The sequence below is a fragment of the Duganella sp. CT11-25 genome (genome assembly GCF_047302815.1).
Lineage (GTDB): Bacteria > Pseudomonadota > Gammaproteobacteria > Burkholderiales > Burkholderiaceae_D > Rugamonas.
Map to the genome: position 1 here is coordinate 6,749,276 of NZ_JBKBFD010000001.1, position 21,737 is coordinate 6,771,012.

Genomic DNA, 21,737 nt, shown 5'->3' on the forward strand with positions numbered 1-21,737 from the left:
CCGATCGATTTCGGGTTTCGCGGCGTTTGGTGCCGATGCGCTCGTCTTGGCCGTGGACGTATCCTGGACGCCGCTACTGCTGGCGAGACCGCACGCCATGGGCGCCAGGGCCATCACAGCCACCGCGAGCCGGCACAGAGATAAGACGGATTTCATGTCGTTGCTTCCCTGCCTGCCTATCCGTGCGCAAGCGTGATCCCGAGCTTATCATTCTGTTTGAAGAGTGGAGGCTGCGAATAGATAAAACGCAAAGGCGGGCAAGGTCGTGCCAGGTATCGAAAAATAATCACGGCTTTGAGCGCGCATCGAAATATGTCACCTATAGAATGGTGATTTATTTGCAATAATAATTCCGGCTCAAATCAATTTTTTACGTTTGGCTTCTCCAGGCACATTAAATGAAAATTCTAATGTCATCAGTAGTCCTAATGTTGGTAGTTGCCATTTCCGGATGTGCGAATAGACCGGTGAATCCAGAAGCTACGACAGCGGCGGGCTGTCCAACGACTCCGGGTGGCGCTTGCTATGCGGGTCCCGGTGGCCCGGCGTATGCAGGTCCTGGCGGTCCGTTCTACGCAGGGCCAGGTGGTCCCTTGTATGCAGGGCCGGGTGGTCCAGCGTATGCGGGACCCGGTGGCCCGAGGGATGCAGGTCCAGGCGGCGCTTGTTACGCTGGCCCGGGCGGAGCCTGTAGTGCCATGCCAGGAGTAGACAACCAATGCCCTTCAATTTGCAAAACGGGAGCATCAGAAGCATCGCTGGCTAAGTAGCGCTTAATGCGATTGGGGGCGTTGGTGCGCCGTGGCCTGGCTCATTCATCGTCGACATAAAAAAACGCTCATCGTTGCGCTCGTACACGCACAGGCCTTCGCGTTCATAGAAGGCGCGTGCCGGATTCGTGGTCAGGACGCTCAGCCTGAGCGGCAGGGAAGAAGCGTTTGCCTCGGAGATGAGTTGTTGCAGCACTAGAGCCCCAATGCCTTGGCGTTGACTGGCCGGTGTAATGTATAACTTTTCGAGCCAGGCGTGATCCGCATGCCGCGTGATGCTGACGCAACCAACCGCCGCATTTTCCTTCAGGATGATCCGGTGCGTGTCGAGGCGTAGCGTATCGTCGGGCCGTGGACGCCAGATGCCCCAGAGCGCGGTCGCATAGTCGCGCATGCAATCTTCCTCGAGCCGGGCCAAAAAAGGCTTGTCGTCGCTCTGGGCGGCACGTAGTTGCAGCGGCATGGCTAGACCAGTCCGAGATCACGCCCCGGCGTGCCGAAGATTTTTTCGACTTGTCCGGTATTGAGGCCGTACATGCGCGCCAGCAGGCCGCCGAACATGGCGCGGTATTCGTTGAGGACCGGGTAGTCGCGGTTCTGGAACAGCGTGGATTGCTCCAGCCGTATCTGCTCGCCGCGCACCTTGCCGCCCTGGACGCCACCGCCCAGCACCCAGTACACCGTGCCGTGGCCATGATCGGTGCCACGGTTGCCGTTCTCGCGGAAGGTGCGGCCGAATTCACTGACGACGATGACCACCGTGTCCTTCCAGTCCGGCCCCATTTCCTGCGCGAAGCCGGCCAGGCCGCGCCCCAGTTCGTCGAGGCGGCCGGCCAGGTAGCCGGTGGCGCCGCCCTGGCCGACATGGGTGTCCCAACCGCCGACGTCGACGAAGCCGATGTTGTATTTGTCCTTCATCAGCTTGGCGATGCGGCGCGCTTCCAGTTCGAAGCCCTTGGCGGTGATGGCGTTGCGGTTGGCCGCGTCCATCTCGCCGATCATTTCCTTCATCACTTCCGCGCGCACATCGAAGCCATCGCGCACCTGCTGCGACAGCGCGGTGCCATCGTACATGGCGGCGATCATCTTGGCCTGGCGCGGATCGACGGACGGCTTGCCGATCGAGCGCAAGGCGGTATTCGGTACCTGCAGGCTGCCCTGCATGACCAGCGGCAGCTGGTCGGTGAAGGAGATCGCGCTGGCGCGGTCCGCGTTCAGCGTGGACGCCAGCCGGTTCAGGAAACCGGAGCGGTAGTCGCGCGTGCGGTCCAGCGGCTGGCCGAGTTCAATACTGTCCTGCGTTTCGAAGTGGCTGCGCGACAGGTCCTCGGTGCCGGCGAACGGTATGAAGGCGGCCTGGCCGGCGGTGAACAACGGATAGACGCTGTCGCGCAGGGCAGGGTGCAAGCCCCAGTCGGCGTCGATCGGCAGGGCGGAATTGAGTTCGGCGCTGGGCTTGGGGATGGCGATGTTGGGCCGTACCTGGTAGTAGTACTGGCTGGAGATGGGCACCAGCAGGTTGGTGGCGTCGTAGCCGCCGCGCATGAAGACGAACAGCAGCCGCGTCTTGCTGGCGGGGGCCGCCCACAGATTGCCGGCCATGGCGGCGGCAGGCAGTGCGGCAAGGGACTTGAGCAGGGTGCGGCGTTCCATCTTGCGACCTCCTTAACGGTGCATCAGTTCCGGCGACGACAGCAGCAGCGTGTTCCACTCCTGCGGCGAGCCGGCTTGTTCCAGCGCCTGGCGCGTGGCGGGCGCCAGCGATTTTTGCAGCGACTGGTAGTACAGCGCATTGGCCAGTTGCGGGAAGGCCGGGCGTTCCTGCGTTTGCGGACCTTCCGGCTTGAACAGGCCATTGCTGCCAGTGCCGATGGCCTTGGCGATTTCAAAGCGCGTCGTCATCTGGCCGGGACTGGCCCAGCCGGATTGCGTCAGCGGATAACCGTCCGGCGTCTGGCGGCCGTACAGCGGTTCGGCCATGCGCGTCAGCCAGTTCAGCATCGGGCCGGCGTTGAGGACGACCTTGTCGTCATAGGTCAGGCGCACGGCGGATACAACGTAGTGCACAGGATCCTTGAATTTTTTGCCCAGCGATTGCGTGAATTCGGCCGAGGTGAACATGGTGCGCAAGGTGGCGGCGATGTCGCCGTCGCTGGACTGGAAGCTGGCGGCCATGCGTTCGACCAGCGCCGGCGGCGGTTCGTCGGCGACGAAGTAGATCGCCAGCTTTTTGCTGACGTAGCGGGCGGTGGCCGGATGGCGGCTCAACCGGTCCAGCGCTTCATTGACTTCGGCCAGGCCGCGTCCCTTGACGGTCTGGCCGAGGAATTCCTTGTCGCCGTAGTCGTGGCGGTTCGGGTTGAACTCGAACAGGCCTTTGCGCACATACTGCTCCTGCTTCTCCTTCTTCACGTTCGGCATGGTGTCGCCGAGGTTGACGCCGACGCCGGTGAGGATGCGCGCCAGTTGCTGCACGTCGGCCTGGCTGTAACCGCCGTCCACGCCCAGCGTGTGCAGCTCCATGATCTCGCGCGCGTAGTTCTCGTTGATGCGGTTGGCGGCGTTTTGTTCGTTGTCCAGGTAGCGGATCATGGCCGGATGGTATAGCGTGGCCGCCAGCAGGTCACGGAACTTGCCCAGCGCATGCGGACGGATCGCGTTTTCCTCGTAGTCGCCGACCAGCACGCGTACATTGCTCTTGAACTGGTGGACGTTGAAGTGGTTCATCCAGAACCACGTCATCTGCTCCTGCAGCTGGTTCGGCGAGTACAGGTCGCGCAGCAGCGAGCGCGTGGCCGCCTCGCGCGCCAGCCGCGTCATCTCCTGCTGGTAGGCGCGTTGAGCGGCTTTCTTGGCTTCGTCGTCGGCGAGTGTCTTGTCGTAGTCCTTGCGCTGCTGCTCCAGTTCCTGCACCAGTTGCGGCAGCGGTTTCTGCGTGATGCTCATGGCGTCGATCTGCGCCTGGGCGGCGGCCGGCAGCACGGCGGGCGCGGGATGCAACTGGCGTTCCAGCCAGGCGTCGTAGCCCAGCTTCTCGGCCTGCTGGTAGGTGCTCAGGTTCACGCCCCAGCTGACGCGGTTCAGCGCACTGCTCAAGGCCACCGGATCGGATGGCGGCGGTGGCGGCGTCAGGGCAGTGGTGGCGCAGCCGGCAAGCAGCGACATCGACAACGTCAGCAGGATGGGAGCTCTCATAGTCTGCAGAGTATGCCAAATTCTGTGGGCCGCTGTATGTGCTTTGTGTATCGTGCAACAAAATGTTACGTAAAAAGGGTTTGATTAATTTGCAACCCTTGCATAGCATGGCGGTTCATCATCCTCGAAACGGGAGCATCATGCGCATTGCCGTGTTTATCACCCTGCTGGCGCTTGTTGCCCCGCCGGCCTACGCTGCGGTGGCCCTGCACGTGACCTCGGGCTCCACCCAAGTGGACGTGACGCTGGCCGACACCTATATCGCTGTCCAGTCGCCCAAGGTTCGCACGATCTACGACTTTAGCGCGCGGCGGCGCATCGAAATCGATCTGGCGGCCGGGACTTATGTGGATTTCTCGTTGTTCGATACGCTCGGCTTTCGCGTCATGGAGATGGAAAACCGCAAAGTGCTCAATGGCGCCCTGGCCTCGGTGAAGCTCGATGCCGCGCTTGGGCGCACGGTGGACATAGAAAACGAACTGGCGGTCGCCAAAGACAAGGCCAGCGTCATCGACGAGAAGACCGATGGCGACATGCTGCGCTTCTCCAGCGGCGGCATGGAGCTGGCGTCATGGAGCAAAAGCGGCGCCAAGGTCGATGCGGCGGATGCGGCGCGCTTTGCGCAATTCGTCCGCTATACCCAAGGCGGGCATCCCCAGTTGCTGGAGAAGCTGGCCAAAAGCGGCATGATCCCCGACCGGTTGACGCTGACCATGCGCAGCGCCGGCGGCGTGCGTACTCTGAACCTGGCGATGGCCGCGGTGCAGCCCGCGCAGCCGCCGGCCTATGACGTGAAGGGCTATGCGCCGCGCGCATCCGGGCAGGGCCTGGACGCGTTGCTGGACCGCGTGGCGGCGATGTCGCCGCAGCAGTTGGATGCGCTGCGCGCCGCCCATCCCTGCGATAACTCCGTCGATTTCAGCGATGCCAATGTGATGGACACCATGCTGGGCCGGATTGAATGCACGCTCGCCACCGGCAAGCCGATGGCGCAGCTGGCCGCCGCGCAGATGCAAGCCGTGCGCGATTCGCCCTCGCTGACGCTGATGTTCGCATCCATCAATCCGGCCAAGCCGGAACAGTATGCCGACGCCGTGAAGACGCTGGTGGAACTGCGCAAGCTGGCGCCGCGCAAAGCCTATGTGCTCAAGCTGTTCGAGGCCAATCACCGGCTCCGCCTGCGGCAATACAAGGAAAGCCAGCAGCTTTTCGAGGAGGTGCTGGAAGCGGACCCGGTGTTGGGCGGAGCGTACAAGGATCTGGGCGATCTGCTGCTGATGCAGTACGATAGTCCGCGTGCCTGGCGCAGCTGGGACACGGGCCGCCGCGTCTCGCCCGGCCTGCCGAACTTCCAGCCCGTGAACCAGTTCGAGTCCGGCATGACGACGCAGCATCCAGAATATTTTTAACGGACCCACCGAGATGACCACCATCGATCCGCGCGTAGACGCCTACATCGCCAAATCCGCCGAATTTGCGCAGCCCATCCTGGAGCACCTGCGCGCGGTGGTGCATGCCGCCTGTCCTGACGTGGAGGAGACGATGAAGTGGAGCTTCCCGCATTTTATGTACAAGGGCATGATGTGCAGCATGGCGTCGTTCAAGGCGCATTGCGCGTTCGGCTTCTGGAAGGCCGAGCTATTGATGGCCGATGAAGCCAGGCGCGAGGCGATGGGTCATTTCGGCCGCATCGAATCGATCAGGGACCTGCCGTCGAAGAAGGTGCTCACCGCCTACATCAAGCAGGCCATGAAGCTGAACGACGAAGGCGTGGCCGCGCCGGCCCGCGCCAAGCCCGCCGCGCCGCGCGAGCTGTTGATTCCCGACGAGTTGACCGCCGCGCTGAAGAAGGTGCCGGCCGCGCGCAAGCACTTCGAGGCCTTCAGCCCGAGCAAGCAGCGCGATTACGCCGAGTGGATCAGCGAAGCGAAAACCGACGCGACCCGCGTGCGCCGGCTGGAGCAGGCGATTGAGTGGATCGCCGAAGGCAAGTCGCGCAACTGGAAATACGAGAAGTGCTAGCGCGCTAGTGAGGCGGGGTTCTCTTGGCGGCCTTGATGCCGTACATGAGCGCATCGCCTTGCGCCAGCAGCGCTTCGATCGAGCTCTGGACCGCAGGGTCGAATTCCACGATGCCGCATGAGAAAGCCAGTTCGTAGCCGCGCTGGTCCTCCGCATTGCGCTCCTGCAGCCGCTTGGCGAAACTGCCGATGGCTACTTGCGCTTGCTGCTGGTTGGAGTTGGTCAGCAGGACGGCGAACTCGTCCCCGCCCAGGCGGGCAAAGACGTCCGAGCTGCGGAACGAAGTGGTCATCAGTTCCGCAAACACCGCCAGCGCGTGGTCGCCTTCGGCGTGGCCGTAGATATCGTTGATCGGCTTGAACTTGTCCAGGTCCATGAACGCCAGCGAGGCGGTGGCGCCGCGGCGGGCGCAGAAATTCAGGCTGTACCGGGCCAGATGCAGGAAGCCGCGCCGGTTCGATATCTTGGTCAGCTCGTCGGTGGTGGCCAGCTGGAAGGCCGCCAGTTCATCTTCCACCATCGCGGCGAGGTCGCGCAGGGCTGCGGCGTCATTCTCGTCGAACTCGCGCGGCACGTGGTCGATCACGCACAGCGTGCCGATCTTGGCGCCGTTCGGCGCGCGCAACGGGCAGCCGGCATAGAAGCGCACATGCGGCGCATCGACCGCGATCGGATTGTCGGCAAAGCGCAGATCGGCCAGCGCGTCGGGTATCACAAAGATATCTTCACCGAGAATGGCGTGGCCGCAGAAGGAGACATCGCGCGGCGTTTCGCGCACCGGCAGGCCATCGCAGGATTTGAACCATTGGCGGTTTTCGTCGACCAGGCTGACGAGGGCGATCGGCACCCGGAACATGCGCTTGGCCATGCGTGTCAGGCGATCGAAGCGGTCTTCTTCCGGCGTATCGAGCACGCCGAGCGAGCGCAGTGTCGACAGGCGCAGGTTTTCGTCCAGTGGAATGTCGGGTACTTTCATCGCGTGCCCCTCTTAAGACGGGTTCATTATAGACCTCTGGCGCGCCTGCGCGTAAGAGTCGGGACGAATGTAAAGTAAGGTGTGGCAGGAGGGATAATGCGGCGTTCAGCGGGGTTTGGGCTGTACGCAAGGGCGCATTAGGGGCGCCGGATACCGCATGCCGGCGCCTGGCATGGCAAGATCAGCTGGGCTGCTCAGTGCATAGACGCGGTCGACAGATCTTTCAATTCACGAATGCTGATATCTGACTTCTCATGCATCCGCAGCAGAATCGTCGCACCAACCGCCAATTTCCGGTGTCGGATCTTGCTGATGATCGGAGGCTGTACTTCCAGCACCCGGCACAACTCTGCATCGTTCTTCAAGTTCATTTTTTCGATCAAAGTATCAAGCAGCTTGTTCGGGACGAAACTGGATGGTTCCAGCGCCCGAGCACGATTCATGGCTTCAATCAGTTCCAGCTTCTTTTGCCGTACGTTCATGTTTGCTCCTCCTTTGCTCAAAACGTGAATAAAGACGTTTCCTGGCAAGGCTAGCGCCCACATTTTTTTGGTCCGAATGTGGTACGCGACTCAACATTCTTAATAACCATGCAAGTTAATTTCAATAATACTACGCGGAGAAAAAAAGTGCAGGGTTTGCCAATTAAATTATCTTGTTTATTGCGCAAACGGGTTGACGATTGTTGTTTCTTGTATCCCGGTTTGTGATAAATGTAGGATTTTGTCTGTCATTTCGGCAGAAGATTGCGAATGTGTCACCATGATGGCACATGCGCCGGTGGCTTTGATTTCACGGCGCAACAGTTGCAGGATGCTATGCGCGGTGTCTGGGTCGAGGTTGCCGGTAGGCTCGTCGGCCAGCACCAGGGCCGGGCGGTGCACCAGCGCGCGGGCGATCGCCACGCGCTGCATTTCACCGCCGGAAAGTTGATGGGGGAAATCGTGGCCGCGTCCGCCCAGGCCGACGGCATCCAGCATTTCCGCCGCGCGCGCGGTGGGCAGGCCGTTGAGCAGCAGCGGCAGGGCGACGTTTTGCAGCAGCGTCAGATGCGGCAGCACGTGGAAGGCTTGAAAGATGAAACCCATGCGCGCGCGCCGCAGCCTGGTGGCGGCGTCGTCGTCCAGGCCGGACATCGGGACGCCATCGACGACGATCGGCGATTCGCCCGGCGCCGCGTCCGGCGTATCGAGGCCGGCGATCAGGTTGAGCAGCGTCGATTTGCCGACGCCGGAATCGCCCATGATGGCGACGAACTCGCCGGCCTTGAAGGTCCACGACAGGCGGTCCAGCACCGGGCGGCCGCCGGCATACGATTTGGACAGGTTGCGCAGTTCCAGCATGGACGGGCCTTTAATGACTATTTTATGATTATCGGGTGAGGGCGCGGCGCATGGCGAAGCTGATGCCGTCGACCAGCGCGACCAGCAGCAGCATGGCGATGATGACGGTGGCGGCTTTCTGCATCTGGAACAGCGACAGGTGGTATTTGAGCATCTGCCCCAGGCCGCCGGCGCCGACCACGCCGAGGATGGCTGCGGCGCGGATGTTGTTCTCCCACCGGTACAGCGTGTACGACAGCATCTGCGGCAGCGTTTGCGGCAGCGTGGCGTAGAAGAAGGCGCTCATCGCCGAGGCGCCGTTGGTGCGCAGGGTTTGCTCCGGCAGCGGCGCGGCGTTTTCCAGCGAATCGGCGAACAGGCGTCCCAGCACGCCGGCGGTGTGCGCGGCCAGCGCCAGCGTGCCGCCGAACGGCCCGAGGCCCGCCGCGATCAGCAGGATGGAGGCCCACACCAGTTCCGGGATCGAGCGCAGCACGTTGAGCATGGAGCGCATGGCGCCGCGCGCGGCGCCGCCGAAACGTCCGGCCGCAGGCAGCGAGAAGGCCAGGCCGGCGATCACCGCCAGCAGCGTGCCGAGCGCCGACATGGCCATGGTTTCGACGGTGGCCCAGGCGGTCTTGATGACGAAGGGGCCGGACAGGTCCGGCGGCGCAAAGCCTTGCAGCAGCTCGACCGTGCTGTTGACCGCTTCGGCGGTGAAGAACTCGCGCCACTTGAGCGGCAGCGTGGCGAAGCTGGCGACGACCAGCACGGCCAGCACCAGCATCAGCGTCAGCACGGTCCAGTCGCGCGCGGGAGGACGGGGCATATCCTGGTGTTTCATCCGAGCCTCCGGCGCAGGACCTTGGAGAACAGGTCGGCCAGCGCCACCAAGGCCACGAACACCAGCAGCATCGATGCCACTTCCGAGCCGGCCAGCATTTTCATCGATTCATCCATGCGCTGGCCAAGGCCGCCGGCGCCGACAAAGCCCATCACCACCGAACCGCGGATCGCGCATTCCCAGCGGTAGACGGTGTAGGACATCAGTTCCGAGGCCGCTTCCGGCAGCGCGCCGTACAGCAGCGCGGCCAGTCGCCCGCTGCCGTTGGCCAGCAGCGTGTCGCTGGCGTGGGCGTCGGACGATTCGAGGATCTCGGCGTAGACCTTGCCCAGCATGCCGCAATAGGTGAGGGCGATGGCCAGCACGCCGGCCGTCGGGCCGAGGCCGATGATGCGCACGAACAGTAGCGCCCACACCAGCTCCGGCACGCTGCGCAGCAGGACCAGCAGCCAGCGCACCAGCTGGCGCACCAGCCGTGCCACAGGGCGCATGCGGCCGGTGCCGAGCGAGGATATCGACAACTGTTCGTTGACGATCAGCGTGGCGGGAATGGCGCCCAGCAGGGCCAGCGCCAGGCCGGCGGTGGCGATGGCTACGGTTTGCCAGGTTTCGCGCAGCAGCATGGCGAGGAATTCGGCGCCGTGGGCCGGCACGAGGAAGTCGGACAGGAAGCGGCCGGTGGCCGTGAGGCTCTGCCAGTCGAACAGTATCCACGGCTTGAATTCGCTGACCACCAGCATGGGCCACAGTACGATCACGGCGACCGCGCAGGCGATCAGGCGGCTGCGCCATGCCGGGTCGGGATGCTGATTGGTTTCCAGTGCGGTCATTACAGGCAGGCGCCGATGCCGAGCTTGACCGCCATGGCGTCATGCTCCTGCGGTGCGCTGGCGGCGGGCTGCTCGCCGGCGTACAGCGCGGCGACCATCTGCGGCGTGACCTGAGCGCGCGGCAGGTCGAATTCGACGCGGCCGTCGCGCAGGGCGACGATGCGCGGGAAGTGGCTCAGCGCCAGGTCGACCTGGTGCAGGCTGCAGACCAGGGTGGCGTTGCGCGCCTTGGCTTCCTCGCGCAGGGTGGCCAGTGTGAGTTCGGATAGCGCGGGGTCGAGCGCGGACAGCGGCTCGTCCACCAGCAGCGCCTTGGCCGGCGACAGCAGCAGGCGCGCCAGGCCGCAGCGCTGGCGTTCGCCGCCGGACAGGCGGTCGACGCGGGAATACAGTTTGTCGCCCAGGTTGAAGCGCGACAGCGCCTGCCACGCCGCTTCCGGGTCGGCAGGCTTGAACAGCGAGACCAGTGCGCGCCACAAACTCCATTGCGGCAGGCGCGCGGCCAGCACCGCCGTCACCACGCGCTGGCGCGGCGGCAGCGGCGGCGTTTGCGGCGCCAGGAACAACTGCGCGCGCAAGCGGTGACGCGCTGCCTCGCCCAGCGCCCACGGGTCCGCGCCGAAAGCCTGGAAGCTGCCTTCGGCCGGCTTGTGGGAGCAGGCCAGCGTCGCCAGCAAGGTGGTCTTGCCGGCGCCGGATGGGCCGATCAGGGCCAGTTGCTCGCCCTGTTCGATGGTCAGCGTAATCGCTTGCAGCGCGGGAGCTTGGGGTGCGGACAGGTGCCGCACCGTCAGGTTCCGCAGTTGGTAAGTCGCCATAGGATAAGTGTCGATGCGATTACTTCTTCAGCAGGCCCGCGTTCTGTGCGGCGGCTTCGATGTTCTTGTAGTTCTCGGCCTTGGTCGGGATGAACTTGGAGGCGCGCTGCAATTCCATGATGGCCTTGTCTTCCGGCTTGTTGGCATCCAGCGCCAGGAAGGCGTCGGTCAGCTTCTTCTTCAGGTCGGCGTTCATGTCGGTGCGCACGGACCAGTTGTAATCGTAGTAGCCGGGCGTGGTGTAGAACACGCGCACCACGGCTGGATCGACCTTCTTCTCGGCGACCAGTTTTTCCCAGACCGAGATGTTCAGTGCGCCGGCATCGACCTTGCCGCCGGCGACGGCGGCCACGGTGGCGTCATGCGCGCCGGAGAAGGCGATGCGTTTCAGGTCGGCGTCCGGATCGATCTTGGCGGCCAGCAGGAAGGAGCGCGGCATCAGGTGGCCCGAGGTCGACGATTCCGAACCGAAGCTCAGGGTCTTGCCCTTCAGGTCGGCCAGGCTGTTGATGCCCTTGTTGGTGGTGATGAACACGGAGCGGAACTTTTCATCTTCGGCGCGCTGCACCAGCGGCGTGATCTGGCCCTTGCTGCGGTCGTTGGCCTGCACGAAGGTGAAGCCGCCGAACCAGACCATGTCGACTTTCTTGTTGATCAGCGCCTCGACCGAAGCGGCGTAGTCGGTGACGGGAGTGAACTCGACCTTCATGCCGATCTTCTTCTCCAGGTACTCGCCCAGCGGTTTGAACTTACGCTGCAGTTCGGTCGGCGCTTCGTCTGGAATTGCGGAAACGCGGAAGACGCGGTCGGCCGATTGCGCCTGGGACCAGGAGGCGGCCAGCATCAGGCCGGCGGCCAGTACGGATTTGAGTGTGTTCATGGCGGAGATTTTCATTGCGGTTCACCCTTTTTGTAAGATTTGTACTGCTACAGCCACCCAATGTGAAAAGCCGCACAGTTTTTTCTGGGCGGCGCGACAAAATGGATATTCGGCTATCATAACAAAAATGTTATCTGCGGATGACCACCTAGTTAAAGGCAAAGCACTTTATGCAAACGTCCCGCTCCTCGGCGGCCATCGCCGAAATCAGCGCCGGCCTGCTGGCGCCGAACGCCCACCTCTCGCCCAAGTACTTTTATGACGGGCTGGGATCGAAGCTGTTCGAAGCGATCTGCGAACTTCCTGAATACTATCCGACCCGCACCGAAGCCGGCATCTTCGCCGAGCATGGCGCCGACATGGCGCGCAGCGTCGGCACGGGCGCGACGCTGATCGACATGGGGGCGGGCAATTGCGCCAAGGCGGCCTCGCTGTTCCCGCTGCTGCAGCCGGCGCAGTACGTGCCGGTCGACATCTCGGCGGACTTCCTGACCGGCGCGGTCACGCAGTTGCAGCAGCGCTTCCCCGAGATCGAGATGACGGCGCTGGGGCTGGATTTTTCCAACGGCTTTGAATTGCCGGACAATGTGCGCAAGCAGCGCCGCGTGTTTTTCTATCCCGGCTCGTCGATCGGCAATTTCTCGCCGGAGCAGGCCATCGTCTTCCTGCGTGGGCTGCGCGCCAATGCCGGCGAGGATGGCGGTCTGCTGATCGGCGTGGACCTGGTCAAGGACAGCGCCGTGCTGGATGCGGCCTACGACGACGCGCTGGGCGTGACGGCGGCCTTCAACCTGAATATGCTGCGCCACCTGAACCGGCTGGCCGGCACCGATTTCGATGTCGGCCAGTGGCGGCACCGGGCCTTCTTCAACGCGGAGGAAAAGCGTATCGAGATGCACCTGGAGGCGCGCAGCGCGCTGACGGTGCGCTGGCAGGGCGGCGAGCGGCGGTTCGCGCTCGGCGAGCGCATACACACCGAATACAGCTACAAGTACACGCGGCAGTCCTTCGTCGGTCTGCTGGAGCGAGCCGGCTTCGCCACCTCGCATGTGTGGACCGACCCGGCCAACTGGTTCGCCGTCATCCATGCCCGGGTTATTCGCAACTGAGCCGCGACTGAACGGAGAAGATCACGCTTATGGACATGCGCCTGCCGCAGCAACAACTCAAAACCCGCTACGACGCGGTCCGCCGGCGTTCGCTGGCGCTGGCCGAGCCGCTCACCGACGAGGATTGCGGCGCACAATCGATGCCGGACGCCAGTCCGATCAAGTGGCATCTGGCGCATACCACGTGGTTCTTCGAGACCTTTATCCTTGAGCGCATGGAGACGGAATTCGCACCGTTCCATCCGGCGTTCCGGGTGCTGTTCAACTCCTACTACAACGGCGTCGGCGAAAAGCATCCACGCGCGCAGCGCGGCCTGCTGACGCGGCCCGCCATGTCGCAGGTGCGCGCCTATCGCGCCGACGTCGACGCCCGCATCGCACGCCTGCTGGCCGGCGAACTGCCGGCGGAGCAGAGCGCGCAGCTGGCGGAGCTGATCGCGCTCGGCCTGCAGCACGAACAGCAGCATCAGGAACTGATGCTCACCGACGTCAAGCACCTGCTGGCGCAAAGCGCGCTGCTGCCGGAGTACGTAGCGGCGCCGCTGCCGCAAGCCGCCGCCGCCGCGCCGATGGCGTGGCTGGCGTTCGACGGCGGACTGACCGATATCGGCCATGACGGCGATGGCTTCTGCTTCGACAACGAACTGCCGCGCCACAAGCAATATGTGGCGCCGTTCGTGCTGGCGTCGCGGCTGGTGACCAATGGCGAATACCTGGCGTTCATCGCCGCCGGCGGCTACTTCGACGCCTCGCTGTGGCTGGCCGAAGGCTGGGACTGGGTGCGCAGCCAGAACTTGAACGGTCCGATCTACTGGCAGCAGGACGACCAGGGGCAATGGCAGGAATTCACGCTGTATGGCGCGCAGGCGCTGGACCTGCAGCGGCCGGTCACGCATGTATCGCTGTTTGAAGCGGATGCCTATGCCAATTGGGCCGGTGCCCGTTTGCCGACCGAAGCGGAATGGGAGCTGGCCGCCGCGCAGGCCGCCATCGAGACCGGCACGCTGCATCCGGCGGGCGCGCCGCACGGCGAAGGGCTGCAGCAGATGTTTGGCCACTGCTGGCAATGGACCAGCAGCAGCTATGCGCCGTACCCCGGCTTCCAGGTAGCGCCGGGCGCGCTGGGCGAGTACAACGGCAAGTTCATGCTGAACCAATACGTGCTGCGCGGCTCGTCGTGCGCCACGCCGGACGGCCACGCGCGCGCCAGCTACCGCAACTTCTTCCCGGCCGGCGCGCGCTGGCAGTTCACCGGCATTCGACTCGCACAGCGTTGAACATAAATCCGGGGTCAGGTCCAGATCACGGACACGAACTCTGCCGCTAGCGGTTGAGCTCGTGTCCGGGTTTTGGACCTGACCCCGGAGTTTAGGCGGCCAGGCGGAACTGGCTGACGACGTGGTTCAGTTCGCCGGCCTGGTCCTGCATCGCGGCGGCCGCTGCGGCGGCTTGTTCGACCAGCGCGGCGTTCTGCTGCGTGACCTGGTCCATCTGGCTGATGGCGATGTTGATCTGCTCGATGCCGCCGGTCTGCTCGCGGTTGGCGAGCGTGATCTCGCCGACGATCTCCGTGACCTTGCGCACGCTGTCCTGTACTTCGCTCATCGTGCTGCCGGCCAGGTCGACCAGCTGCGCGCCGGCGGCGACCTTGTCGACCGAGTCGTTGATCAGCGCCTTGATTTCCTTGGCCGCGCTGGCCGAGCGCTGCGCCAGGTTGCGGACTTCCGTCGCCACCACCGCGAAGCCGCGTCCCTGTTCGCCCGCGCGCGCCGCTTCCACCGCGGCGTTCAGCGCCAGTATGTTGGTCTGGAAGGCGATGCCGTCGATGACCGCGATGATGTCGACGATCTTGCGCGACGAGTCGTTGATCGAGTTCATGGTGCTGACCACTTGCGCGACTACCGCGCCGCCGCGCTGCGCCACCTGGGTGGCTGATTGCGCCAGTTCGTTGGCCTGGTGTGCGTTGGCGGCGTTCTGCTTGACGGTGCTGGTCAACTCCTCCATCGAGGCCGCCGTCTCCTCCAGCGAGCTGGCCTGCTGTTCGGTGCGCGACGACAGGTCCATATTGCCGCTGGCGATTTCCGCCGACGCCGTGTTGATCGCGCCGGTGCCACTGCGCACGCGGCCGACGATGTTGGCGAGGTTGTCGTTCATCTGCCCCAGCGCCTGCAGCAACTGGCCCATTTCGTCGCGCTGCGCGCTGGTGATGTTGCGGGTCAGGTCGCCGGCGGCGACGGCGCGCGCCATCTTCAGCGCGTCGCCGATCGGATCGGTGATCGAGCGCGTGACGCGCCAGGCGAAGGCCAGGCCCAGCGCTAGCGCGACCAGTCCGATCCAGCCCATCATCTTGCTGGCCGTGGAAATATCCTGCTTGACCAGCTCACCGTTGCTGGTCACCACGCTCTTCTGCAAGTCCGACAGCTCACGGATGCTGTCCTGCAGCCTGGCCAGCTTGGGCAGCATGTCGCCGCGCAGCGCGGCCAGCGCTTCGTCGCGCTGGTCCGCCGCCAGCAGCTTGCCGATCTGCGTGAAGGAGGCCACATAGGCCTTGCGCTGCTCCTTGACGGCGGCCATCAGCGCCTTGCCTTCGTCCTTGTAGATCAAGCCGTCCAGCGTTTCCAGCGCGGCGCTGATGATCTTTTTGTTGATCTCCATCTCGCGGTAGATGCCGGCGATGCGCGCGGCATCGGTGGTGGTGAACAGTTCCAGCGTCAGCGCCGAGTTGGCGCGCGTGGTGCTGCCGACCATGGCCGCCGCTTCCGCCTTGACCCAGTCCTTGTCGATGATGGTTTGATTAAGATTGCCGATGCTGTCGAGCCTTTGCAGGCCGACGCCGATCAGGATGGCCATCAGCACCAGCACGGCGCCGAAGGCGACCGCGAGCCGCGCGCCTATCTTGAGATTCGAGATATTCATGCCGCAGGCTCCCCACAGTCTATCGTCAATCCAGTATATCGCCGGATGCTGCACTGCGGCAAAACTTGTTGTGGGGGTGTTGCGCGGGCGGGACGCTCTGCTTTATTTTTGCTTATCCAGCACGTCCATCACGGCGGCGACGATGGCCGCCGGTTCGCCGCGCGGCACTTCGGCCACCGGCATGTCGCCGAAAGGCTTGCGGGCCGAGCGCATCTGGCCGGCGCTGGTCTCCAGGCTGTCAAGCTCGGATGCGCGGGCGCGCCAGTAGGACGGCTTGGCCACCTGCGCCGCCTGCGCCGCCGCCAGCCTGGCGCCGATTTCGCCGTTGATGCCGGTGGCGGGGTAGCTGCAGCCGGCGCCGGTCTTGCCCTGTTCCGCAGCCGCCAGGCAGGCCAGCGCCGCTTCCAGGCTGGCCGCCCGGTCCTGCGGCAGCGCGTCTTCGTGCATCGCCTCCACCAGTACCAGGCCGGTGACGGCGCCGCGCGAACGCAGCGCGAACTGCTGCGCCACCATGGCGCCGAAACCCGCGCCCACGATGACGTAAGGGCCCTCCATCATGCGCGCGTTCTTGAGCAGGAAGTTCAAGTCCTTGCTGGCGTTGCCGGCGGTCGATGCGCGGATGGCCGGATCGCTGAAGCCCATGCCGGCGCGGTCGTAGACGCAGGCGCGGGTGCGCTTGGCCACTTCCGGCAGCACCGCCGACCAATCCCATCCCGCGCGGCCGCCATCCGCTTCGAACAGCACCGTGGGCGAGCCCTTGCCGGTGCAGTACAGATTGAGCTTGCGGCCGCCGACATCGACCTTGATCTGGCCGCCGGCGAGGGCGTCCTGGCCGGTGGGCGGCGCCGCATGGGCGCTGGCGCCGGTCAGCAGGAAGGTAGCGGCGAGGGTAACGGAGAGCGTGAAATTGGTCATGGATATGGATCGGATGGATGGTGAAAGGGCGCCCTCGTGGGACGCCCTTCAATATCCGGCCTGGCGGCGGCTGGCCGGTGCTTGTTTATGCGGTGGCTTCGGCGCCCGCTGGCGCCGTTGCGGCTTCCTGTTGCTTGATCTGGCGGTTGACGGCGCTCAGCACAGCCTTGAACGAGGCCGTGAGGATATTGCTGTCGATCGCTGCGCCGAACAGCGTCGGGCCATTGGCCAGGCGCAGTTCGACGTAGCAGGCCGCCTTGGCATTGGCGCCGGAGCCGATCGAGTGCTCGTGGTAGTCCATCAGCTTGATGTCCAGGCCGAGCGCGTCGACGAAGGCGTCGATCGGGCCGTTGCCGCCGCCTTGCAGCGCCATCGGCGCATTGCGGTGGGTCAGGGCGATGTCAATCTGCACCGGCTCGTCGCTGGTGGTGTCTTCCACCATCTTGTGCGAGTTGTAGGCGTACGGCGCATGTTGCTCGAAGTACTCCTTGCTGAAGATGTCGTAGATGCCTTCGGCGGTGATTTCCAGGCCGGTGGCGTCGGCCACGGCTTGCACCGCGCGGCTGAACTCAATCTGCAGGCGGCGCGGCAGCACCAGGCCGTAGTCCTGCTCCAGCAGGTACGCCATGCCGCCCTTGCCGGACTGGCTGTTGACGCGGATGACGGCGTCGTAGCTGCGGCCCAGGTCCTGCGGGTCGATCGGCAGGTAGGGGATCTCCCAGATCGCGCCTTCCTGTTGCTTGGCGAAGCCCTTCTTGATCGCGTCCTGGTGCGAACCGGAGAAGGCGGTGAATACCAGGTCGCCCACGTAGGGGTGGCGCGGATGCACCGGCAACTGGTTGCACTCTTCGACGCACTTGCGCACTTCGTCGATGTCGGAGAAGTCCAGGCCCGGATGCACGCCCTGGGTGTAGAGGTTCAGCGCGAGGGTCACGAGATCGACGTTGCCGGTGCGTTCGCCGTTGCCGAACAGGCAGCCTTCAACGCGGTCGGCGCCGGCCATCACGGCCATCTCGGCGGAGGCGACGGCGGTGCCGCGGTCGTTGTGCGGGTGGACGCTGATGATCAGCGAATCGCGGCGCGCCAGCTTGCGCGACATCCATTCGATCTGGTCGGCGTAGACGTTCGGGGTGCTGCATTCCACCGTCGACGGCAGGTTGATGATCATCTTCTTCTGCGGGGTCGGTTCCCAGATCGCGGTGACGGCGTCGCAGATATGCTTGGAGAAATCGAGTTCGGTGGTGGAGAACGATTCGGGCGTGTATTCGAAGCCCCAGTCGGTCTGCGGGTGCTGCTTGATCAATTCCTTGACCAGCTTGGTGCCGGTGGTGGCGATGTTGGTGATCTCTTCGCGCGACATGCCGAAGACCACCTTGCGGAATACCGGCGCCACCGAGTTGTACAGGTGGACGATGGCGCGCTTGGCACCGGCCGCCGATTCCACGGTGCGGCGGATCAGCTCATCGCGCGACTGGGTCAGCACGATGATGGTCACGTCGTCCGGGATGCGGTCTTCTTCCACCAGCTTGCGCACGAAGTCGAAGTCGGTCTGCGAGGCCGAAGGGAAGCCCACTTCGATTTCCTTGAGGCCGATCTTGACCAGCAGTTCGAAGAAGCGCAGTTTCTTCTCCGCGCTCATTGGTTCGATCAGGGCCTGGTTACCGTCGCGCAGATCGGTGCTCATCCAGATCGGCGGCTTGGAGATGATGTTATTCGGCCACTGGCGGTCGGACAATTGGACAGGTGGGAAGGCGCGGTACTTCGCTGCTGGGTTCTGCAACATCATGGGGTGCTCCTGGGTCTTTAAATTTGGAAGTGCTGGGATGCCGGCGGGTGCTGGCGCTACTGTGTGTGGCGAGGGGCTGCCGGGCGGCCACGGGATACTAGGCCAGGCAACCGATCGGTAGTTTTAGCAGTAGCGTCGACAGCGCGCGTGCGCCAGCCGGCAGCGCGATCGTATCGCCGGTGCGGGATGGAGCATGGGTAGCCGTAGTGAACATCGGTGCAAACTTTCCTGGGGTTTGAAGACTGGTGCGGCTTGTGGCCGGCACGGGGTACAACTGAGACGCGGATTAAGCGCGTGCTAGTAGGCGCGCTGCCAGCGATAGGGCGCTAGGCAGCGGCAGCAGGAAAGCGGATAGGTGCAGATGCGAGGTCATGACCCTAAATGTACGAGATAGCTGGCTTGCCTGTCAAGGATTTGTTACTTCCAAGGGCGCTGCGCCGGGAATCCGCCTCACCGCCGCGCGGCCAGGCGCTCCCGCAGAAACTCGATAAAACGCTGGGTCTTAGCCGGCAGCAGGCGCGTTTCGGTGATGGCGTAGACCGGCGTGGGCTTGCCATGCCATTGCGGCAGCACGCGGCGCAGCCGGCCGGCGGCCACGTCATCGGCAACCATCTCTTCGGGCATCTGGATAATCCCCAGGTCCAGCGTGGCGAAACGCCGTATCAGTCCGGCGCTGTTGATCTTGAAACGGCTGCCGACCGCAGGCTGCGCCGTTTCCGTATCGTTGCGCAGCGACCATTGGCCGTTCCTGGACATGCTCAGGCACTGGTGCCGCTCCAGGTCGGACGGCGTTTCCGGCTCGCCCGAACGCTCAAGGTAGGCCGGCGACGCATACAGGTAGGCGGGCAGCAAGGCCAATTGGCGCGCGATGAGCTGCGAGTTCTCAGGTTCGCCGATGCGAATCGCGACGTCGAACGGTTCGCTGACCAGGTTGACCTGGCGTGGCGTCAGGTCGAAATCGAAGGTGATGCCGGGATAGCGGGCGGAAAACTCGGCAATCAGCGGCGCCAGGTAGATCACGGCGAAATCGACCGGCAGCGAGGCGCGCAATACGCCGGTTGGCTGCGCCAGCATGTCGTTCAGCTGTTCATGGGCGATCCTGGCTTCATCGACGATGCGCTTGCAGCGCTCGAAGTAGATTTGCCCGGCCTCGGTCAGCTCGACCTTGCGCGTGGTGCGGTGCAGGAGACGCAGGCCGATGGCCTTCTCGAACGCGCTGATCCTGCGGGATATCGTCGAGTTCGGCATTTGCAGCACCTCGGCAGCCCCGCGAAAACCCTTGGCTTTGACGACCTCGACGAACAGCGCCATGTCATTCAATAGCTCCATCTTGATTGCTCCATTTTTGGATCAGTGTTTTGCAAATAAGTATATTTATCTCATTTGCTAAGCAGTGCATGATATCGCATTGAAATCACAGTGGGTATCACGATGAAGCGAAATATGGCGTTGAAATGGCATGAGCAGCCTTTGCCGGAACTGACGGGCAAGCGTGTTGCCATCATCGGCGGAACCGGCGGTATCGGGCGGGGATTGAGCCGGTATCTGGCCTCGCAGGGGGCCGATGTCGAGGTGGTCGGCCAGACCTTCCGGGACGCCGATGTGCCGGGCATCAAATTCATCAAGGCGGACCTCAGCCTGATGCGCGAGGCGCGCCGCGTCGCCGCGCTGCTGGAGGCCGGGAGCCTGGACCTGCTCATTTTCACCACCGGCATCTTTGCGGCGCCCCGGCGGCAGGAAACCGCGGAAGGCATCGAACGGGATCTGGCGGTCAGCTACCTGAATCGCTTTGTCATCCTTCACGCGATCGCTGCGCGGCTCGGGACGCAGCGAGCGCCATCCAGCGGCAAGCCGCGCGTGTTCGTCATGGGCTATCCCGGCGCCGGCCAGATCGGCGTCGCCGAGGATTTGAATGCCGAGACATCCTACAAAGCCATGCCGGCGCATATGAATACGGTCGCCGGCAATGAAATGCTGGTGCTTGACGCCGCGCGGCGTTATCCCAACGCCGCGTTCTTCGGCCTGAATCCCGGCCTGATCAAGACGAACATCCGGGACAACTTCTTCGGCAAGGCGTCGTGGAAGTCGCGCGTGGTGGAGAGTGTGATCGGCCTGCTCACGCCGACCGCCGACGACTATGCCCGGCGCATCAGCCCCCTGCTTTTCAGCCCGGACATTGAGGGGCATAGCGGCGCGATGTTCAACAACAAAGGGCAGGCCATTCTGCCGTCGGCCGGCTTGAGCCCCGGGCACATCGCCCGATTCATGGCGGCGTCCGAGGCCTTGGCCGCCAAGGCGGCCTAGCCGACGACGACGCGGGCCGCGCCTTCGGTCATGCGGCCGATGATGGCCGCTTCGCCGAAACCTTCGCGGCGGAACAGGGCCAGCACTTCTTCGACGCTGCCGGCGTCGCAGGAGACCAGCAGGCCGCCCGAGGTTTGCGGGTCGGTCAGCAGCGAGTGCTGCGCCGGCGATACCGTCGCGGCCAGCTGCACGTCCTTGCCGTAGGCTTCCCAGTTGCGGCCGGAGGCGCCGGTGAAGTAGCCGTCGTGCGCCAACTGCTCGACGCCCGGCAGCAGCGGGATGTCGGCCATGGTCAGGTGCGCTTCCAGTTTGGCGCCGCGCGCCAGTTCCAGCAGGTGGCCCAGCAGGCCGAAGCCGGTGACGTCGGTCAGCGCGTGCACGCCGGCCATTTCCGACAGCGCCTTGCCCGGCTTGTTCAGCTTGGTGGTGTTGGCGATCATGGCCTGGTAGCCGTCGGCGTCGAGCTGGCCTTTCTTTAGCGCGGCCGACAGCACGCCCACGCCCAGCGGTTTGCCCAGCACCAGCACGTCGCCGGCCTTGGCGTCGGCGTTGCGCTTGACCTTGGACGGATGGATCAGCCCCAGCACCACCAGGCCGTAGATCGGTTCGACCGAGTCGATGGTGTGGCCGCCGGCGATCGGGATGCCGGCTTCGGCGCAGATCGATTCGCCGCCCTTGATGATCAGGCCGATGGTTTCGATCGGCAGTTTGTTGATCGGCATGCCGACCAGGGCCAGCGCCATGATCGGCGTGCCGCCCATGGCGTAGACGTCGGAGATGGCGTTGGTGGCGGCGATGCGGCCGAAGTCGTACGGATCGTCGACGATGGGCATGAAGAAGTCGGTGGTGGCGATCAGCGCCTGCTCGTCATTGAGTTTGTAGACGGCGGCGTCGTCGGCGGTCTCGATGCCGACCATCAGTTCCTTCGGCACCGGGAAGCCGCTGGAGTTCTTCAGGATCTCGGACAGCACGCCGGGCGCGATCTTGCAGCCGCAGCCGCCGCCGTGGGAGAAGGAGGTCAGTTTGATTGCATCATTGCTCATGTTTGTA

General features: G+C 64.1%; 20 protein-coding genes. 5 read left to right on the forward strand and 15 right to left on the reverse strand.

Annotated elements, in window-relative coordinates:
- Nucleotides 1-762: 762 nt before the first annotated feature.
- The 3 genes from ACEN9F_RS29370 to ACEN9F_RS29380 are packed head-to-tail and all read right to left on the reverse strand — an operon-like array spanning nt 763 to nt 3,965.
- Nucleotides 763-1,233 (reverse strand): GNAT family N-acetyltransferase, encoded by a 471-nt coding sequence (locus ACEN9F_RS29370; RefSeq protein ID WP_413425970.1) that lies wholly within the window; start codon nt 1,231-1,233, stop codon nt 763-765.
- A gap of 2 nt (nt 1,234-1,235) precedes the next feature.
- Nucleotides 1,236-2,423: a DUF1501 domain-containing protein gene (locus ACEN9F_RS29375; protein ID WP_413425972.1), complete on the reverse strand. Its 1,188-nt coding sequence runs from the start codon at nt 2,421-2,423 to the stop codon at nt 1,236-1,238.
- 12 nt (nt 2,424-2,435) lie between these two features.
- The gene (locus tag ACEN9F_RS29380; RefSeq protein ID WP_413425973.1) at nt 2,436-3,965 is read right to left on the reverse strand and encodes a DUF1800 domain-containing protein; all 1,530 of its coding nucleotides are present in this window, start codon (nt 3,963-3,965) and stop codon (nt 2,436-2,438) included.
- 140 nt (nt 3,966-4,105) lie between these two features.
- Between ACEN9F_RS29380 and ACEN9F_RS29385 the strand changes: the two genes are divergently transcribed.
- Both ACEN9F_RS29385 and ACEN9F_RS29390 read left to right on the forward strand, forming a co-directional pair.
- Nucleotides 4,106-5,374: a tetratricopeptide repeat protein gene (locus ACEN9F_RS29385; protein WP_413425975.1), complete on the forward strand. Its 1,269-nt coding sequence runs from the start codon at nt 4,106-4,108 to the stop codon at nt 5,372-5,374.
- 13 nt (nt 5,375-5,387) lie between these two features.
- Complete coding sequence (locus tag ACEN9F_RS29390) at nt 5,388-5,987, forward strand: YdeI/OmpD-associated family protein (protein ID WP_413425976.1); 600 nt, start codon at nt 5,388-5,390, stop codon at nt 5,985-5,987.
- Nucleotides 5,988-5,991: 4 nt separating this feature from the next.
- Here the strand turns inward: ACEN9F_RS29390 and ACEN9F_RS29395 are convergent, their stop codons facing one another.
- The 7 genes from ACEN9F_RS29395 to ACEN9F_RS29425 all read right to left on the reverse strand — a co-directional run bounded on the left by ACEN9F_RS29395 (nt 5,992) and on the right by ACEN9F_RS29425 (nt 11,657).
- Nucleotides 5,992-6,963, reverse strand: coding sequence for a diguanylate cyclase domain-containing protein (locus ACEN9F_RS29395; protein ID WP_413425978.1), 972 nt, complete (start codon nt 6,961-6,963; stop codon nt 5,992-5,994).
- A 194-nt stretch (nt 6,964-7,157) separates the two neighbouring features.
- A complete protein-coding gene (locus ACEN9F_RS29400) occupies nt 7,158-7,445 on the reverse strand; it encodes a hypothetical protein (RefSeq protein WP_008447145.1) in 288 nt (95 codons plus the stop codon).
- Nucleotides 7,446-7,622: 177 nt separating this feature from the next.
- Nucleotides 7,623-8,306 (reverse strand): ABC transporter ATP-binding protein, encoded by a 684-nt coding sequence (locus tag ACEN9F_RS29405; RefSeq protein WP_413425981.1) that lies wholly within the window; start codon nt 8,304-8,306, stop codon nt 7,623-7,625.
- Nucleotides 8,307-8,334: 28 nt separating this feature from the next.
- Nucleotides 8,335-9,129, reverse strand: coding sequence for a phosphonate ABC transporter, permease protein PhnE (phnE, locus tag ACEN9F_RS29410; RefSeq protein ID WP_413425983.1), 795 nt, complete (start codon nt 9,127-9,129; stop codon nt 8,335-8,337).
- Complete coding sequence (locus ACEN9F_RS29415) at nt 9,126-9,959, reverse strand: PhnE/PtxC family ABC transporter permease (RefSeq protein WP_413425985.1); 834 nt, start codon at nt 9,957-9,959, stop codon at nt 9,126-9,128. The genes phnE and ACEN9F_RS29415 overlap by 4 nt, the downstream gene beginning before the upstream one ends.
- On the reverse strand, nt 9,959-10,777 hold the full coding sequence (locus ACEN9F_RS29420) for a phosphonate ABC transporter ATP-binding protein (RefSeq protein WP_413425987.1): 819 nt from the start codon (nt 10,775-10,777) through the stop codon (nt 9,959-9,961). The genes ACEN9F_RS29415 and ACEN9F_RS29420 overlap by 1 nt, the downstream gene beginning before the upstream one ends.
- Nucleotides 10,778-10,796: 19 nt before the next feature.
- Nucleotides 10,797-11,657, reverse strand: coding sequence for a putative selenate ABC transporter substrate-binding protein (locus ACEN9F_RS29425; RefSeq protein ID WP_413425989.1), 861 nt, complete (start codon nt 11,655-11,657; stop codon nt 10,797-10,799).
- Between the two features lie 170 nt (nt 11,658-11,827).
- Here ACEN9F_RS29425 and egtD point away from each other — a divergent pair, with 170 nt between their 5' ends.
- Both egtD and egtB read left to right on the forward strand, forming a co-directional pair.
- Nucleotides 11,828-12,766 carry an L-histidine N(alpha)-methyltransferase gene (egtD, locus tag ACEN9F_RS29430; RefSeq protein ID WP_413425990.1) on the forward strand — a complete coding sequence of 313 codons (939 nt, stop codon included), beginning with the start codon at nt 11,828-11,830 and terminating at the stop codon, nt 12,764-12,766.
- A 29-nt stretch (nt 12,767-12,795) separates the two neighbouring features.
- A complete protein-coding gene (egtB, locus tag ACEN9F_RS29435) occupies nt 12,796-14,043 on the forward strand; it encodes an ergothioneine biosynthesis protein EgtB (protein WP_413425992.1) in 1,248 nt (415 codons plus the stop codon).
- Nucleotides 14,044-14,134: 91 nt separating this feature from the next.
- Here the strand turns inward: egtB and ACEN9F_RS29440 are convergent, their stop codons facing one another.
- The 4 genes from ACEN9F_RS29440 to ACEN9F_RS29455 form a co-directional block, all read right to left on the reverse strand.
- Nucleotides 14,135-15,682, reverse strand: a complete 1,548-nt coding sequence (locus ACEN9F_RS29440; protein ID WP_413425994.1) for a methyl-accepting chemotaxis protein — start codon at nt 15,680-15,682, stop codon at nt 14,135-14,137.
- A 102-nt stretch (nt 15,683-15,784) separates the two neighbouring features.
- Nucleotides 15,785-16,597: an alpha/beta fold hydrolase gene (locus tag ACEN9F_RS29445; protein ID WP_413425996.1), complete on the reverse strand. Its 813-nt coding sequence runs from the start codon at nt 16,595-16,597 to the stop codon at nt 15,785-15,787.
- 85 nt (nt 16,598-16,682) lie between these two features.
- Entirely contained in the window at nt 16,683-18,383 is a 1,701-nt protein-coding gene (gene leuA / locus ACEN9F_RS29450; RefSeq protein ID WP_413425997.1) for a 2-isopropylmalate synthase, read from the reverse strand.
- A 450-nt stretch (nt 18,384-18,833) separates the two neighbouring features.
- Nucleotides 18,834-19,712, reverse strand: coding sequence for a LysR family transcriptional regulator (locus ACEN9F_RS29455; RefSeq protein WP_413425999.1), 879 nt, complete (start codon nt 19,710-19,712; stop codon nt 18,834-18,836).
- Between the two features lie 102 nt (nt 19,713-19,814).
- Between ACEN9F_RS29455 and ACEN9F_RS29460 the strand changes: the two genes are divergently transcribed.
- On the forward strand, nt 19,815-20,687 hold the full coding sequence (locus ACEN9F_RS29460; protein WP_413426001.1) for an SDR family NAD(P)-dependent oxidoreductase: 873 nt from the start codon (nt 19,815-19,817) through the stop codon (nt 20,685-20,687).
- On the opposite strand, the gene selD is transcribed toward ACEN9F_RS29460, so the two are convergent.
- The gene (gene selD, locus ACEN9F_RS29465; protein ID WP_413426003.1) at nt 20,684-21,730 is read right to left on the reverse strand and encodes a selenide, water dikinase SelD; all 1,047 of its coding nucleotides are present in this window, start codon (nt 21,728-21,730) and stop codon (nt 20,684-20,686) included. The two genes, ACEN9F_RS29460 and selD, sit on opposite strands and share 4 nt — an antisense overlap.
- Nucleotides 21,731-21,737 lie beyond the last annotated feature (7 nt).

Excerpts from the sequence above, each read along its gene's own strand:
- ACEN9F_RS29385 (WP_413425975.1), top strand. The coding sequence starts at position 4,106 with ATGCGCATTGCCGTGTTTATCACCCTGCTGGCGCTTGTTGCCCCGCCG.
- ACEN9F_RS29425 (WP_413425989.1), bottom strand. The coding sequence starts at position 11,657 with ATGAACACACTCAAATCCGTACTGGCCGCCGGCCTGATGCTGGCCGCC.
- ACEN9F_RS29390 (WP_413425976.1), top strand. The coding sequence starts at position 5,388 with ATGACCACCATCGATCCGCGCGTAGACGCCTACATCGCCAAATCCGCC.
- ACEN9F_RS29380 (WP_413425973.1), bottom strand. The coding sequence starts at position 3,965 with ATGAGAGCTCCCATCCTGCTGACGTTGTCGATGTCGCTGCTTGCCGGC.
- ACEN9F_RS29460 (WP_413426001.1), top strand. The coding sequence starts at position 19,815 with ATGAAGCGAAATATGGCGTTGAAATGGCATGAGCAGCCTTTGCCGGAA.
- leuA (WP_413425997.1), bottom strand. The coding sequence starts at position 18,383 with ATGATGTTGCAGAACCCAGCAGCGAAGTACCGCGCCTTCCCACCTGTC.
- ACEN9F_RS29440 (WP_413425994.1), bottom strand. The coding sequence starts at position 15,682 with ATGAATATCTCGAATCTCAAGATAGGCGCGCGGCTCGCGGTCGCCTTC.
- ACEN9F_RS29400 (WP_008447145.1), bottom strand. The coding sequence starts at position 7,445 with ATGAACGTACGGCAAAAGAAGCTGGAACTGATTGAAGCCATGAATCGT.
- ACEN9F_RS29455 (WP_413425999.1), bottom strand. The coding sequence starts at position 19,712 with ATGGAGCTATTGAATGACATGGCGCTGTTCGTCGAGGTCGTCAAAGCC.
- ACEN9F_RS29370 (WP_413425970.1), bottom strand. The coding sequence starts at position 1,233 with ATGCCGCTGCAACTACGTGCCGCCCAGAGCGACGACAAGCCTTTTTTG.
- ACEN9F_RS29415 (WP_413425985.1), bottom strand. The coding sequence starts at position 9,959 with ATGACCGCACTGGAAACCAATCAGCATCCCGACCCGGCATGGCGCAGC.
- ACEN9F_RS29395 (WP_413425978.1), bottom strand. The coding sequence starts at position 6,963 with ATGAAAGTACCCGACATTCCACTGGACGAAAACCTGCGCCTGTCGACA.
- ACEN9F_RS29445 (WP_413425996.1), bottom strand. The coding sequence starts at position 16,597 with ATGACCAATTTCACGCTCTCCGTTACCCTCGCCGCTACCTTCCTGCTG.
- selD (WP_413426003.1), bottom strand. The coding sequence starts at position 21,730 with ATGAGCAATGATGCAATCAAACTGACCTCCTTCTCCCACGGCGGCGGC.
- ACEN9F_RS29420 (WP_413425987.1), bottom strand. The coding sequence starts at position 10,777 with ATGGCGACTTACCAACTGCGGAACCTGACGGTGCGGCACCTGTCCGCA.
- ACEN9F_RS29375 (WP_413425972.1), bottom strand. The coding sequence starts at position 2,423 with ATGGAACGCCGCACCCTGCTCAAGTCCCTTGCCGCACTGCCTGCCGCC.
- ACEN9F_RS29405 (WP_413425981.1), bottom strand. The coding sequence starts at position 8,306 with ATGCTGGAACTGCGCAACCTGTCCAAATCGTATGCCGGCGGCCGCCCG.
- egtB (WP_413425992.1), top strand. The coding sequence starts at position 12,796 with ATGGACATGCGCCTGCCGCAGCAACAACTCAAAACCCGCTACGACGCG.
- egtD (WP_413425990.1), top strand. The coding sequence starts at position 11,828 with ATGCAAACGTCCCGCTCCTCGGCGGCCATCGCCGAAATCAGCGCCGGC.
- phnE (WP_413425983.1), bottom strand. The coding sequence starts at position 9,129 with ATGAAACACCAGGATATGCCCCGTCCTCCCGCGCGCGACTGGACCGTG.